Here is a 13,888-nt window from a genome sequence, read left to right on the forward strand (position 1 = left end):
GGCCGGCAGACGGTGGACGCCGGTCCGCCCTGACGGCGAACCGGCTTTCCCTGCCCTGCTCCGCAGGAGCTTCGCTTCCTCCCCCGGCTGAAGCCGGGGGTATCCACGAAGGAGAACCCCGATGAGAACGGTGGGACGAGGAGGTGGGTCGTGCCGTCCAGCCAGTCGGCGGACCGTACCCGCACCGACGTCCTGTTGATCTTCCCTCCGCAGACCGAGGCCAGGTTCTTCCCGTATCTGAGCCTGCCTTATCTGACCGGCCACCTGCGGCGCCGGGGCCGGCGGGTTCACCAGGCCGACCTGAACATCGCCGTGCTCCATGAGCTGCTGCGTTGTCCCGCGCTGCTGGACGACGCGGTCCGCGACCAGGACACGGGCGACGACGGTAAAGCCGTGGGCGACTGGTATCGCCGAGCGGTGGCCGACGTCTTCGTCGCGCACATCGGCGAGTTGCGTGCCCACGTCCTGCACAAGGAGTCGGCCGGCGAGCTGGGCCCGGACCGCGCGGTCCGGCTCGCCACCCTGGCCCTCGAACTACTGGTCCGCGACACCTTCCTCGTACGGGCCTGGGAGGACCTGGGCCGGCTCGACGATGCCGTACGCCGGGCCGCGGACCGGCCGCCCGCGGCGTTGGGCGTACCGGTCGTGTCGCTGCACCGTCTGGTGACCGGACTGCTCGGCCGGCATCGCCCCCGGGTGGTCGGCCTGTCCGTGGCGTTCTTCAGCCAGCTCGCCCCCGCGCTGCTGATCGCCGCCTGGGTCCGGCGGCTGGCGCCGGACACCCAAATCTGTCTGGGCGGCCAGCAGGTGATGCTCCGCCACGACAGCCTCGCCCGGCTGCCCGGAGTCCGGGACACGGTCGACGCCCTGTGCCCGACCGCCGGGGAAGAGCCCCTCGAACGCTGGCTTGACGCGCTGGACGGGACGGTTCCGCTCGCCGCCGTGCCCGGCATGACCTGGCTGCCGCGTTCCGGGACCGGGCCGCGCACCGGGCCCGCGGTGAACCTGCGCTTCCGAGACCTCGGGCCACCCGACTTCACCGGACTGCCGTTCCGCTCCTATCTCAACGACGCCCTGGAGCTCGCGATCGTCTCGTGCGTCGGCTGCTACTGGGGGCGGTGCGCGTTCTGCTCGTACGGCAACAGGTCGCTCCCGCAAGGCCGTTACCAGCAGGGCACCGCGACCCAGATCGCCGACGCCGTGGAGGCCGTCGTGCGCGCCACGGGCACCCGGTACGTGTCGGTCGCGGACGAGAACACCAACCTGCGGCTGATCCTGAAAGCGATGCGCGCGGCACACGCACGCGGCATCCGGGTCCGGTTCGGCGTTCGCGGTCGGCTGGAGGCCGCCCTGACCGACCCGGGGTTCTGCCACGACCTCGCCGCGGTCGGCTGCGCGATGATCTCGGTCGGCTACGAGGGCACCTCGCAGCGCCTGCTGGACCGGATGGAGCGGGGTGTGCGCGCGGCCGACTACCAGCGGATCCTCGACAACCTCGACGCGGCGGGCATCGCCGTCCGGTTCACCGTGATGGGCCAGGTCCTGGACGAGACGCCGGACGAGTTCGAGGCATCCCTGCGCTTCCTCGTCGACAACGAGCGGCGGATCGGCATCGACGCGCTGGAGCTGATGGTGGCGGAGCCCGGCAGCAGACTCGTGGGCAGCCCGGAGGAGTACGGGGTCGCCCTCGACACGTCGGACCGCCTCGCGGGCAATCCCGAGCTGAGCTACCTGGCCGGCCGGGTCGGCCACCCGCTGGCGGTGCGCGGCGGCCCGACGCGCACCGAGGCACTGGACCGGCTGGTGCGGATCTTCCGCACCGTCAGACCGGGCCGTGAGAACGGCTCGGCATCCTCGCCCCCCGCCCCGAACGGCCATGGCACGCCCGCCGTCGCGACCCTGCGCCCGCACACGTGGGTACGCACCGTGCCCGCGTACGCCGACGACCGTACGGCAGGACGCATCACCCTCGCCGACCTCGTCCGGGAGCGGTTCTACGCACTCCCCCTCAACGACGTGGAACAGCGCGCCGACGGCCTGCTCACGGCCCGCACCGAGCGTGGCAGGCGATTGCTGGCCCGCCTGGCCGACGCGGCAGCGGGCACCCCCGACCCGACGCATTCAGCCGGCCCGGCCCCCTCAGCCAGGAGCTCGTCATGACGCAACCGCCGCGCACCGCACCCGGCGGCACCCGAACCGGCACCGTCACCGAAGCCCCGCGCCGGATGGGCCTGGGGGTACTGATGGACATGCCGTGGGGCGGCGGACGCCTCGGCAGGCGCGGCATCGGATTCGTGGAGAGCGACGACGGCGGCGGAGACATCACCGACCGGGTCCGCGCCTTCCTGCACCGCCACGGCGGCGACTTCGCCTACTCGGCCCTCGCGTTCCAGCCGCGCTCGCGCGCCCGCGTACGGACGGTCGACTACGTGCGCGCGTACGACCGCTACTTCGAGGCACTGCCCGCCGGGTCGGCCCGCGCCTTCCACCAGACCGAACTGAACATGGGCACGCCCGAGCGCTACGACCGCCGCCCGGCCGCCGAGTTCACCAATGAACTGGCTGCCCGCTACGGCTTCTCCTGGGTGGTCGAGGACCTGGGCATCTGGAGCCTGCGCGGCATACCGATGCCCTATCCGCTCCCGCCGCCGCTCACCGAGCCGGGTCTGGAGATCGCTACCCGGAACGTGGCGGAGGCGGCTCGGCTGCTCGATCCGCCGCTGCACGTCGAGTTCCCCGGCTTCACGGAGGGCGGCTCATTCGTCCTGGGGCACATGGACGCCTTCGAGTACTTCGCCCGGCTGGCGGAGGACGCCGAGGTCCGGGTGACGCTCGATGTCGGCCATCTGCTCAGCTACCAGTGGCTGAGAGGACGTACCGGACGCAGCATGTACGACGGGATCGAGGCTCTCCCTCTCAGCCGTTGCCGGGAGCTGCACCTGTCGGGCTGCCAGATCGTGGGCGGCAAGTTCCGCGACCTGCACCACGGTGTCCTGCTGGACGAGCAGTTGGAGCTCACGGAGTATCTGCTGCCGCGCTGCCCCAACCTCCTCGGGGTGTCCTACGAAGACCCGATGTACCGCGAGGACGGGCAGTTGGTCGAGAAGTCCCGGCGGAACTACGCGCGGCTGCGGGACCTGGTCGCCGCCTGGCAGCGCGGGGAGGCGGCGTGACCACCGTGGAGCCGGGCGCATCGCTGGACGGCGAGCAACTGACCGACCTGCTCATGCGGCTTCTGCTGGACGCGGACCTGCGGGCCCGGCTCGCCGACGAGGGAGCCGAGGCCGTGGCGGCGGATCCCGGCGAGCTGGAGTGCCTGGCCTCCGTCGACCTGGACGAACTGGACACCACCGCACGGCGGTTGCGCTCGCAGGTCTGGCGACCCGGCAGCGGCGGCAGCCTCGCGACCACGTTCCCGCGCAGCCTGCGCCTGCTCCAGGACGCCGGTGCCACGGAGTCCGAGCTGCTCACCGGCTTCCTCGGCTCACCGCACTTCGCCCGGTTCCGGCTGATCCCGTACACCGCTCCCGGGTTGTCGGCGGAGGAGGCGTTCGCGTCCTACCTGCTGGACGGCGTCGGGTCAGGAGCGCTGCGCGACACCGTGACCCACGAGCTGATGATCGCCCTGTTCACCTCGCTCACGTGCGAGCAGCCGCTGTCGTTCCTGATCGAGGCGGAGGGAATCGTCGCGACCGACCGGGGCCACGCCGCCCTGCGTACGTACTCGGCAGCGTCCGCAAGCACCTGGGGAACCACCCCAGCGGAGCGCTCCGAGGGAACTGAGCACGCCGCGAACGCGGAAGCGGTGCACTACGCGTACTTCACCACGTCCGCCGGGCTGGCTCACGGCGTGGTGTCCGGGCGGGTGGCGGCGGCCTTCGAGGCCGAACCGTCGGACCGGCGCGAGACCGCGCGGCGGGCGCTGGCACGCCGCGGACTGTGGTGACGGGGAGAGGAACCGCCTTGCATATCGTGTTGGTGGACATGCCGTGGTCGTCGCTCGACGCGCCGTCCCTCGCCCTCGGCATTCTCAAACACCGCGTCCTCGACGTCTTCCCCGACGGCGCCGTGGACGTCGAAGTGGTGCACGCCAACCTCGACTTCGCCGACTGGGTGTCCGCTCGTACCGAATACGGCTTCGAGGAGTACGAGTTCTGCGCGACCTCGTACTTCTCCGGACACAGCGAGTGGATCTTCTCTGCCGCTCTCAACGGTCAACCGCGCTGGCGGGAGGCCGAGTTCACGGAACACTTCGGCGGGAAGATGCCGGAGCACATGCTGGCCAAGGCGCGCGAACTGCACGAACTCGCGCCGCTGTTCGTCCGGGAGACAGCCGCCAAGATCGCCGCCACGGCACCGGACGTGGTCGGCTTCACCACCACGTTCGCGCAGAACGCGGCGGCCCTGGCCGCGGCCCGCGTGGTGAAGGAACTGGCACCGGACACCACCACCGTCTTCGGCGGCGCGAACTGCGACGGTCCGCAGGGCGCCGCGTTGCACCGCAACTTCGAGTACGTCGACTTCGTGGTGCGCGGCGAGGGCGAGATCGCGTTCCCTCGGCTGCTCGCCGCACTCCGCGACGGCGACGCCGACGACCTGGCCGCCATCCCCGGCCTGTGCCGCCGCGATGCCCAGGGCCGGTCCCTGGCACATCCCATGAACGCCGCCCCGCTGCCCCCGGGAGCACTGGTCACCCCGGACTACGGCGACTACTTCGAGCGGCACGCGCGCTCCACCGCGGGCGGCTGGGTGGAGCCGCGGCTGGTGGTGGAGGCCTCACGCGGCTGCTGGTGGGGCGAGAAGCACCACTGCACCTTCTGCGGCCTCAACGGCTCGTTCATGGAGTTCCGCAGCAAGGACCCGCGGCGGTTCGTGGACGAGATCCTCGGCCTGGTCGAACGCCACCGCGTACTCGACGTGTGGGTCACCGACAACATCCTCGACATGGCCTACCTCACCTCCATGGCCCCGCTCCTCCAGGAGAGCGGGTACGACCTGCGGCTGTGCTACGAGATCAAGTCGAACCTGCGGCGCGAGCAGCTGGCGACGCTGTACGCGGCCGGAGTCAGCTATGTACAGCCCGGTGTGGAGAGCCTCAGCAGCCGGGTTCTGAAGCTGATGGACAAGGGGGTGACCGGCTGCCAGAACGTACGGCTGCTGCGGGACGCGGAGACCGTCGGTGTCAACCTCAGCTGGAACTACCTCTACGGCTTCCCCGGGGAGACCGAACAGGACTACGACGAGATCGTCGACCAGCTGCCCGCGCTCCACCATCTCGGACCGCCGGCCAACTCCACCCGCCTGAAGGTCGAGCGGTTCAGCCCCTACTTCGACCGGCCGGAACTGGGCTTCGGCGACCTGCGTCCCGCCTCGCACTACCACCACATCTACGACCTCCCGGAGGCCGAACTCGCCGACCTGGTGTACATCTTCGACTCACCGAACCGGGGCATCGCCGGCGCATGTCTGGACCGGCTGCGCACGGCCGTCGCCGACTGGACGCGGGCGTACCCACGCAGCCGCCTGACCCACTGCGACCTCGGCGGACACATCGTCCTGGTCGACACCCGACCGGGCTTCTCCTGGCGGCTGCTCGACCTCACCGACCCGCTCGAAGTGACGGTGTTCCGGCTGCTCGACACGCCACACAGCCTGTCGGCACTGCTGCGCAAGGCCGCTGCCCGCTGCGCGGACGCGGGGGAGTCGGCCGGAGAGGTGACGGAAGAACGCGTCGCCGGGCTGCTGGAGCGGTGGCGCGCCCTCGGCCTGGTCTTCGCCGAGGGCGGCCAGTACGTTCAGGTCGCGCCCGCAGTGGCCAACCAGGACCTGCTGCGGCTCGACGGCGCCGGACTGCACGGGGACGACGCGCCGCTGGTCCCCGCCCTGGCGGCCCCGGCCGGGGGAGACACCCGGTGAAGCCGGAGCTGACGCTGTGGAAGGACCGCGATCCGGCGGCCATGCGCCTACCAGGCATCTACTACGGCGCCCTCGACGGGCCGCCGGACAACCCGGTGGACGTCGTCGCGCAACTCGCCTCCGACGGCGTCCAGTTCGTCCGGGTGCCCGAGCCCGTGGACCTCACCGATCCGGACGGCGCGTCCGCGGTCGCGGTCCTTCTCCTCGTCCGGGAACTCACCAGCCGCGGCATCGCGGCGGACTGGACGCTGCGCATGGCCGACCCGGCCCAGTGGCGAGCGTTGAGCCACCTGCACCCTCCGGCAGCCCTCTTCCGCGGCTCCACGGGAGCGGAGCACGAAGAGCGCGTGGTCACCGCGTGGCGCGACTCGTTCCACATCGCGAAGTGCGGCTACCGCCGCGGCCCCGGCTTCCTGGAGATCCGCGACCACCGCTGGGGTTCCTTCCGACGCCTGGTCGTCAACGCCCCCCGGAGCACGGCGTTCCAGAGCCTGCTGGACGGCGTCCCGGTGGTCGCGTCCGCCTCGACGCAGCGGGTCCTGGAGCGTCACCTGCGCGAAAACCTGCTCCACCGCGCCGGGCGCTACCTGTGGTGGACGCCGTACCGCCTACGACGCTGGCCGCTCAGCACGACGATCCCGTAGGAACCTCTCGACCCACCGTTCCGTCAACTCGTCGGCCTGACGCCTGATCCCCGGAGCCGGCACCGACGCGGGCGCGCCGACACCGAGGAAGTCGAGGCAGCCCAGCAGGCCTCCCTCGTAGTCCGCGACCAGGTCCTCGTAGACGACGATGCGCGGGGCGACACCGTGCCGGCCGAAGTACTCCTCCCAGACCGACGCGTCACGATCGAGCATCCGCAGATGCCGGCGGATCTCCTCATAGCTGTACCGGGGAGCTGCCCGCGGCCTTCCCTCCGGCAGAAAGGTCCCGTCCACGATCCAGACACCGGTCTGCTCGGCCATGGTGTACGACACGGCCTGCCGCAACCGGTCCCTGCGTTGGATCCAGATGTACCGGGGTGCCTGAAGGATGTCGTACGGGTCGACCTCCAGGTTCACGAGGTGCCCCGCGTGGATCCGCAGCCCGAACACGCCGTTGGGGCTGGTCCGGCACGTCATGAGCCGCCGCACGTAGCCCGCCGCCAGCTCCTGCGGATCGCCGGAGTCGAATCCCCACCGCTCGAAGTAGTCCAGCACGAAGGCGTCGGCGAAGTAGTCCTCGGCGAAGCCGGCCAGTCCGGTGTGCCACAGGGCGCGGGCAAGCATGTTGCTGCCGCACCGGGGGGTCGACGCGAGCACGTAACGGACCGGCGGCAGAGCGGTGAAGGGCGGGAAGTCGAACTCCGGACCGTTGGTCCGATAGCGCAGCAGCATGAGAACACCTTCGGGCCTGGCGCGAGTAGCTGTCACCGGTTCCGTCGCGTTCCGGGCGCGGTGCGCAACAGCGACCCTGACGTCGAGGGCGCCGATCTGGACGAGGCGTTCGGCGATCCGGGTGACGTCCGTCGCGGCGATGTGCTTCACGGCGCTCAGGGCCAGGCGCACGCGAAGGTGGGTCGTCGAGGCGTGCGACGGCGTGGTGGGGGGCGGGAGCGGTTGATGTCGACGCCGAGGACGGGCACGCCGTGGCGGCGGGCGTCGGCGACGATGACGCGATACCGGTTGTTCACGCTCAACTGTCGTGTCCCGTAAGGCTGATAGAGCGATCTGTCGAACGCACTTGTCGGGTGCTCTGCGCTGTGTCCCGTCCGTAGGGTCGGGGGCATGGAGGTGGCGTTCTACTCGGTGAGGGCTGGGAGTCCTGGGGGCTGCCGGCGAAGCCAGTGACAGCAGAACAGACCGCGTTCAAGCACACGCGCTGTCCCGGATTGCCGCCCAGCACGACGAGATCATGCAGCTGCGCAAACCAGGGCATGAAACTGGAGACTCCAAACGGGCCATGGGTTGATCTTGAAGCGTTGAGGGCAGGGCCAGGGCACCCGGGGCACGCCTGAAGGGTTTGGCCGGGTGCGCGCGGCCGAGCATCGGGGCTCTCAAAAGGCGTGCGGGGCAGGTGGTCCACTCGTGGTGAATCTGATGGTGACCGCCAGGCCGCCGTTCTGGCCCGGTGTGGCCGCCACCTCGGCACCGTGGGCTTCGGCGATCGAGCGGACGATGGCCAGGCCGAGGCCGTGGCCGCGCACGCTGGTGCGGTCGGTGGCGAACCTGCGGAACGGCTCGAAGAGGCCGTCGATCCGGTCGGACGGGACGTGCGGCCCAGTGTTGGTGACCGCGATTCGTCCCGCGCCGACGTCGACGGCAACGGTGCCGGGCGCGGAGTTGTACTGGATGGCGTTGCGGACGAGGTTGGAGACCAAGTGCTTGAGGAGCACCGGGTCACCGGTCACGATCAGTGGGGTGGCGTGGATCGTGACCTTGACGTCCGACTCGGCTGCCAGTGGGGCGTGCTCGCCTGCGGCCTGCCGTGCGACAGTGGCCATGTCGGTGGCTTCTGTACGGTCCGGGTCGAGCCCCCGGTCGCTGTGGGCGAGCAGCAGCAGAGCCGCGATGAGGTGCTCGGCGTCTTCGTTCGCGGTCAGCAGATCTTCGCGCACATCGGCCAGGCCCGGCGGCAGCGGGTCGGCGAGGCCGACTTCGATGCTGGTCCGCTGCACGGCCAGTGGGGTGCGCAGTTCGTGTGAGGCGTTGGCGACGAAGCGGCGCTGGCTGGCGAAGGACTTCTCCAGACGGTCCAGCATGGTATCGAACGTCTCGCCCATCTCGCGGAGTTCGTCGAAGGGGCCGGCCGGGCGCAGTCGTTCGTGCAGGTTGGTCTCGCTGATCCCGCGGGCGGCCGCGGTCATCTTGCGCACGGGCCGCAGCGCCCGCCCGGCCAGCCACCAGCCCATCGCCCCTGACAGTGCCCCTACGGTGACGAGACCGACCGCCGACCAGAGCACCATCTGCCGCAAGAACGACTGTGTGAACCGCTGGGTGGCCTCGACCTTGTTCTGTCGAGCCGCCCGGTCGAGGGGTGCCGTGGCCGTGGCTGCCCCGCTGGCCTGCGGTTCCACCAGGCGCGGGGACGGGTGAGAGGGCGGCGCAGTGGTCGGGGTGGAGGCGGCGACACAGGGCTCCTCCTTGGTGATCTCCGCGAACCGCTCCACGGTGCCCTGCCGGGCCAGCAGGGTGACGAACACCAGCAGGAGAGCGCCGGAGAGGAAGAACAGCAGGGTGAAGGCGGCGGCCAGTTTGGTACGGAAGGGCAGGCGCGCGTGGGCGGCGGCGCGGAGATGGTTCAGCACAGCCGGTAACCCGTTCCTTCGTGGGCGGCTATCAACTCGGCGGAGCCCAGCTTGGTGCGCAGCCTGCTGATGGTGGTGCGCAGGGCGCTGGTCCGGGAGTCGAGGTGTACGTCCCACACCCGGTCCAAGAGGGTGCGGTGGGCGACGGGCTCGCCGTGCGCCTCCATCAGGAGTTGCAAGACGGCGAACTCCTTCGGGGTCAGTCCCACAATCTGCCCATGCGCACGGACCTCATGGCGGGCCCGGTCGAGTTCGATGCCGTCGTAGCGCAGGACCGTGGGTGGGGTCGATGGCACGCGGCGGCTCAACGCCCGGACCCTGGCGATGAGTTCAGCGAAGTCGAAAGGTTTGGCGAGGTAGTCGTCGGCGCCGAGGTCGCGCAGTCCGTACACCTTGTCGTCGACCGATCCGGCGGCGGTCAGCATGAGGATGCGGGGCGGGTTGTGGAGGTCGCCGACGCGGCGGCAGACCTCGTCGCCGCTCATGACGGGCAGATCGCGGTCGAGAATGACGACGTCGTAGTCGTTGAGCAGGCACATCTGCTCTGCAGCATCCCCGGAGTGGGCGATGTCGACGGCGATGGCCTGGCGGCGGAGCCCTGTGGCGACGGTCCGGGCCAGGACGTGGTGATCTTCGGCGATCAGGACCCTCATCGGGGACTTCCTCGGTGTTGCAGTCGATGGTGCAGAGCCGAGTGAAACCTAACCAATGAGGCGCATCGGGCTGCCGACTCGCAAGAGAAGCAGAGAGAGGTTTGCAGCGAGATAAGCGTGGAGCGCGGGACCGGAGGCGGGCGTTTATGAGGCTGCAATGACGGTTCTGTTGTCCTGAGCCCTCCCGATCCCCGATCCCGTGAGGTGCTCCCATGTTGTGTTCATTCCGTACGCCGCCGGCGTCTTCCGCCGTGCCTCCCTCAGGCCCGTCCGCCTCTCCCGCACCCCGTACGTCCCTGACGCGCACCGGGCTGATTGCCGGGGTCCTCGGTCTGGCCCTGGCCCTGTCGGCCTGCGGCAGCGGTGGGGGCGGGAGGGACGTCGCCAGCGCCGGCGGCTCGAAGAAGCCGTCGGCCGAGGCCTCGCAGACCACGGGGGACCCCATGAAGGATCGGCTGAAGTACGCCGCGTGCATGCGCAAGCAGGGCATCGACATGCCCGACCCGGGCGCGGACGGACAGAATGTCACCATTCCGGCCGACCAGGAGAAGTTCCAGGCCGCCGTCGACAAGTGCAAGCAGTACTTGCCGCACGCGGACGGTCAGGCGCCCGGCTACGGCGCCGAGCAGAAGGCCGCGGACCTGAAGGTGGCCCAGTGCCTGCGCAGCAAGGGCGTAAACGCCTCTGACCCGACCGACGACGGGCACATGAACATCCCGGACGGCGACTCGCAGAAGACCAAGGATGCGCTGAAGGCATGCGGCGGCTCCACCAGCGGCAAGACGGGGCAGTGAGCATGCGTACGCAGGACGACAGCACAGCTCGGTCGGAGTTGTCCGCGCCGGATCCTCTCCCCGCGCTGCCGCGCAGGCACCGCCGCGCCCGTTGGGCCATAACCGCCGTGCTCCTGACCGCCATTGCAGGCGGCGTCGGCTACGCGGCCATCGCCAGACAGGCACCCGCGAGTACCGTCGCCGACAAACCGCAGCCCGAGACCGACAAGGTCACCCGGCAGACCCTGGTCAACACCAAACAGGTCGACGGCACACTCGGCTACGCCGGATCCACTGCGGTCACCGGCCAACTGGCAGGCACGATCACCGCGCTGCCCGGGGTGGGGGACACGATCAGGCGGGGTGAGGAGCTCTTTCAGGTGGACGGGACACCGGTGCTGCTCATGTACGGGAAGGCGCCCGCCTACCGGGATCTGAAGGTGGGTGAAAAAGGCGACGACGTACGGCAACTGGAGAGGAATCTCCAAGCACTCGGCTACGGCGGCTTCACCGTCGACAACACCTTCACGGCCGCCACCGCGCAGGCCGTGAAGCGCTGGCAGGAGCACCTCGGCCTGCCGAAGACCGGCACGGTCGCGAAGGGCCGTGTGGTCTTCTCCGGCGGAGAGCTCAGGGTCGGCGAGCACAAGGCGGCGGTCGGATCAGTCGCCCAGCCGGGTGCCGAGGTCTTCACCGCCACCTCGATCAAGCGGCAGGTTCACGTCGACCTGGACATCGCCGACCAGGCCCTGGCGAAGAAGAACGAACAGGTCACGGTGACCCTGCCGAATGGCAAGACCGTGAGCGGCACGATCACCAGCATCGGCAAGACGGTGACGAAGAAGCCTGGGGCGGACGGCAGTGGCGACAAGTACACCGTCGCCGTGGACATCCTGCTCGACGCGGCAGGCGCCCCGAACATCGTCCAAGCGCCGGTGACCGTCGGGCTCAAGAGCGACACCAAGAAAAACGTCCTGACTGTGCCGGTCACCGCACTGCTCGCACTCAGCGAAGGAGGCTACGGCGTCCAAGCCGTGGGCACGGACGGCGAGTCGACCGTCGTACCCGTGAAACTGGGCATGTTCGCGAACGGCCGGGTCGAGGTCAGCGGCACCGGACTCACCGCCGGCATGACGGTGGAGACGGCCGCATGACGACACCACCCCCGGCCCAGACCGTCCCGCCGCTGGTCGAACTGTCCGGCGTCGACCACGTCTACCCCGGCGGCACCCACGTCCTGCACGACGTCTCCTTCCAGGTGGGGCACGGCGAACTGGTCGCGATCGTCGGCCCCTCCGGCTCGGGCAAGTCGACGCTGCTCAACCTCATCGGCACGCTGGACGTGGCGACCTCCGGTACCGTCCGGATCGAAGGCCATGACATAGCGGTTCTCAAAGAGCGGCAGATCTCGGCGCTGCGGGCACGTTCCATCGGCTTCGTCTTCCAGCAGTTCTTTCTGTCGGGCGGCGTCAGCGCCGTCGACAACGTCGCGAACGGCCTGCTGTACCGAGGAATCGGGCGCGGTCGACGCCGATCGCGGGCCGAGGCCGCGCTACGCCGTGTCGGGCTGGGCCACCGCCTCGAACACCGGCCGCACGAGCTGTCCGGCGGCGAGAAACAACGCGTCGCCATCGCCCGAGCCGTCGTAGGTGGTCCCCCACTGCTGCTCGCCGATGAACCGACCGGCGCGCTCGACACCGCGTCCGGCGCGGCGGTGGTCGAGCTGCTGCGAGAACTGAACGAGACCGGAACCACCGTCCTGGTCATCACCCACGACCTGGAACTCGCGACTGGGCTGCCGCGCCGCATCAAGGTCCGTGACGGCCGGATCGCCGAGGAGGTGGTGCCAGCATGAGTGTTCACTCTCCGAATTCCCGCCGGGACCGGCTGACACCTCGTCGGCTCAGTGCCGTCGACACTCTGCGGGTAGGCAGTGGCGGGCTGCGGGTCCGTCCCGCCCGCGTCCTGCTCTCCGCCCTCGGCATCGCGATCGGCATAGCCGCGATGGTGGCCGTGGTCGCGATCTCCTCCTCCAGCCAGGCGGCCTTCAATGCCCAACTAGCGTCTGTGGGAACGAACTTGTTGACGGTGACCCCTGGCAAGGACTTCGTCGGCAAGAACGCGCCCCTGCCTGAGAAGTCCCTCGACATGATCAGTCGCATCGGTCCGGTCGACTCTGCCGCGGCCACCGCCGTGGTCTCCACTGCGAAGGTCTACCGCAACGACCACATCCCCCGGGAAGCGAGCGGCGGCATCGGCGTTTACGGGGCAACGCCCGGACTTCCCAAGACAGTTGGACTGGATCTGACCGCCGGGACCTGGCTCAACGGCGCACAGAGCCGTTACCCTGCCGTCGTTCTGGGAGCGACGGCAGCCGAGATCCTCGGCATCACCACACCCGGCAGCCAAGTCTGGCTCGGCGGCAAGTGGTTCACTGTCACCGGCATCCTTGCCAAGGCGCCGCTCGCCCCCGAACTGGACACGGCGGCCCTGGTCGGCTGGGACGCGGCCAGGACTGTGCTCGGCTTCGACGGCCATCCCACCGAGATCTACACCCGCAGCGACGACAGCAAGGTCGACCAGGTTCGAGACGTCCTCGCCGCCACCGCCAATCCGGAAAACCCCAGCCAGGTGAGCGTCTCCCGACCTTCCGACGCCCTCAGCGCCAAGCAGGCGGCCAACGCGGCGTTCACCAACCTCCTGGTCGGCATCGGCGGCATCGCCCTGCTCGTCGGCGGGGTCGGCGTCGCCAACACCATGGTCATCGCTGTCCTCGAGCGCCGCGGGGAGATCGGCCTGCGCCGCGCCCTCGGAGCCACCCGGGCCCAGATCCGTACCCAGTTCCTGACCGAGTCGGTACTGCTCTCCGCGCTGGGCGGCACCGGCGGCGCGGCCCTCGGTGCCGCAGTATCGGCCGGGTACGCGCTCTCGCAGGGCTGGCAGGTGGTGGTGCCGCCCTGGGTACTCGCGGTCGGCATCACCGCCACGATGGCGATCGGCGCGCTCGCCGGGCTCTGGCCCGCTGTGCGTGCGGCCCGCCTTGCACCCCGGGAGGCACTCGCGAGCCCCTGACGAGGGTCAGTCTGACTCTGCCGGGGAGCGTGTCCTGAACACGATGAGGAGCTCCATGTAGGAAGTGCGTCCTCGAAGTGATGCTGTGTGGGAGATGAAGGATTTTGGCCCTTCGAAGTCGCCCTGCGGGGGAGGAGGCTTCAAACCGCGTGTGTCACGAACGCAGAGGGGAGTTCAGGTAGGAGGAG

Annotated in this window: 12 protein-coding genes; 9 read left to right on the plus strand and 3 right to left on the minus strand. The window is 69.9% G+C overall.

What is annotated here, in order from left to right; genetic code table 11:
* Positions 1 to 150 precede the first annotated feature (150 nt).
* The 5 genes from ACWDEW_RS47420 to ACWDEW_RS47440 are packed head-to-tail and all read left to right on the plus strand — an operon-like array spanning position 151 to position 6,560.
* A complete protein-coding gene (locus ACWDEW_RS47420; protein WP_450522380.1) occupies positions 151 to 2,160 on the plus strand; it encodes a B12-binding domain-containing radical SAM protein in 2,010 nt (669 codons plus the stop codon).
* On the plus strand, positions 2,157 to 3,173 hold the full coding sequence (locus ACWDEW_RS47425; protein WP_450522382.1) for a multinuclear nonheme iron-dependent oxidase: 1,017 nt from the start codon (positions 2,157 to 2,159) through the stop codon (positions 3,171 to 3,173). Before ACWDEW_RS47420 ends, ACWDEW_RS47425 begins: the two co-directional genes overlap by 4 nt.
* Positions 3,170 to 3,946 carry a hypothetical protein gene (locus tag ACWDEW_RS47430; RefSeq protein ID WP_450522384.1) on the plus strand — a complete coding sequence of 259 codons (777 nt, stop codon included), beginning with the start codon at positions 3,170 to 3,172 and terminating at the stop codon, positions 3,944 to 3,946. Before ACWDEW_RS47425 ends, ACWDEW_RS47430 begins: the two co-directional genes overlap by 4 nt.
* A 26-nt stretch (positions 3,947 to 3,972) precedes the next feature.
* The gene (locus ACWDEW_RS47435) at positions 3,973 to 5,916 is read left to right on the plus strand and encodes a RiPP maturation radical SAM C-methyltransferase (protein WP_450522401.1); all 1,944 of its coding nucleotides are present in this window, start codon (positions 3,973 to 3,975) and stop codon (positions 5,914 to 5,916) included.
* Positions 5,913 to 6,560, plus strand: a complete 648-nt coding sequence (locus tag ACWDEW_RS47440; protein WP_450522386.1) for a DUF5825 family protein — start codon at positions 5,913 to 5,915, stop codon at positions 6,558 to 6,560. The genes ACWDEW_RS47435 and ACWDEW_RS47440 overlap by 4 nt, the downstream gene beginning before the upstream one ends.
* Here ACWDEW_RS47440 and ACWDEW_RS47445 read toward each other — a convergent pair.
* The 3 genes from ACWDEW_RS47445 to ACWDEW_RS47455 form a co-directional block, all read right to left on the minus strand.
* Positions 6,525 to 7,463, minus strand: coding sequence for a Stf0 family sulfotransferase (locus ACWDEW_RS47445; protein WP_450522388.1), 939 nt, complete (start codon positions 7,461 to 7,463; stop codon positions 6,525 to 6,527). The genes ACWDEW_RS47440 and ACWDEW_RS47445 overlap by 36 nt on opposite strands.
* Before the next feature lie 488 nt (positions 7,464 to 7,951).
* Positions 7,952 to 9,202 carry a sensor histidine kinase gene (locus ACWDEW_RS47450; protein WP_450522390.1) on the minus strand — a complete coding sequence of 417 codons (1,251 nt, stop codon included), beginning with the start codon at positions 9,200 to 9,202 and terminating at the stop codon, positions 7,952 to 7,954.
* Positions 9,196 to 9,855, minus strand: a complete 660-nt coding sequence (locus ACWDEW_RS47455) for a response regulator transcription factor (protein WP_450522392.1) — start codon at positions 9,853 to 9,855, stop codon at positions 9,196 to 9,198. The genes ACWDEW_RS47450 and ACWDEW_RS47455 overlap by 7 nt, the downstream gene beginning before the upstream one ends.
* Before the next feature lie 251 nt (positions 9,856 to 10,106).
* Between ACWDEW_RS47455 and ACWDEW_RS47460 the strand changes: the two genes are divergently transcribed.
* The 4 genes from ACWDEW_RS47460 to ACWDEW_RS47475 are packed head-to-tail and all read left to right on the plus strand — an operon-like array spanning position 10,107 to position 13,700.
* The gene (locus tag ACWDEW_RS47460) at positions 10,107 to 10,649 is read left to right on the plus strand and encodes a hypothetical protein (RefSeq protein WP_450522394.1); all 543 of its coding nucleotides are present in this window, start codon (positions 10,107 to 10,109) and stop codon (positions 10,647 to 10,649) included.
* A 2-nt stretch (positions 10,650 to 10,651) separates the two neighbouring features.
* Entirely contained in the window at positions 10,652 to 11,782 is a 1,131-nt protein-coding gene (locus tag ACWDEW_RS47465; protein ID WP_450522396.1) for an efflux RND transporter periplasmic adaptor subunit, read from the plus strand.
* Entirely contained in the window at positions 11,779 to 12,483 is a 705-nt protein-coding gene (locus ACWDEW_RS47470) for an ABC transporter ATP-binding protein (protein ID WP_450522398.1), read from the plus strand. Before ACWDEW_RS47465 ends, ACWDEW_RS47470 begins: the two co-directional genes overlap by 4 nt.
* Complete coding sequence (locus ACWDEW_RS47475) at positions 12,480 to 13,700, plus strand: ABC transporter permease (protein WP_450522399.1); 1,221 nt, start codon at positions 12,480 to 12,482, stop codon at positions 13,698 to 13,700. Before ACWDEW_RS47470 ends, ACWDEW_RS47475 begins: the two co-directional genes overlap by 4 nt.
* The last annotated feature ends 188 nt before the right edge of the window (positions 13,701 to 13,888 follow it).

It is taken from the genome of Streptomyces sp. NPDC001100, assembly GCF_053598575.1.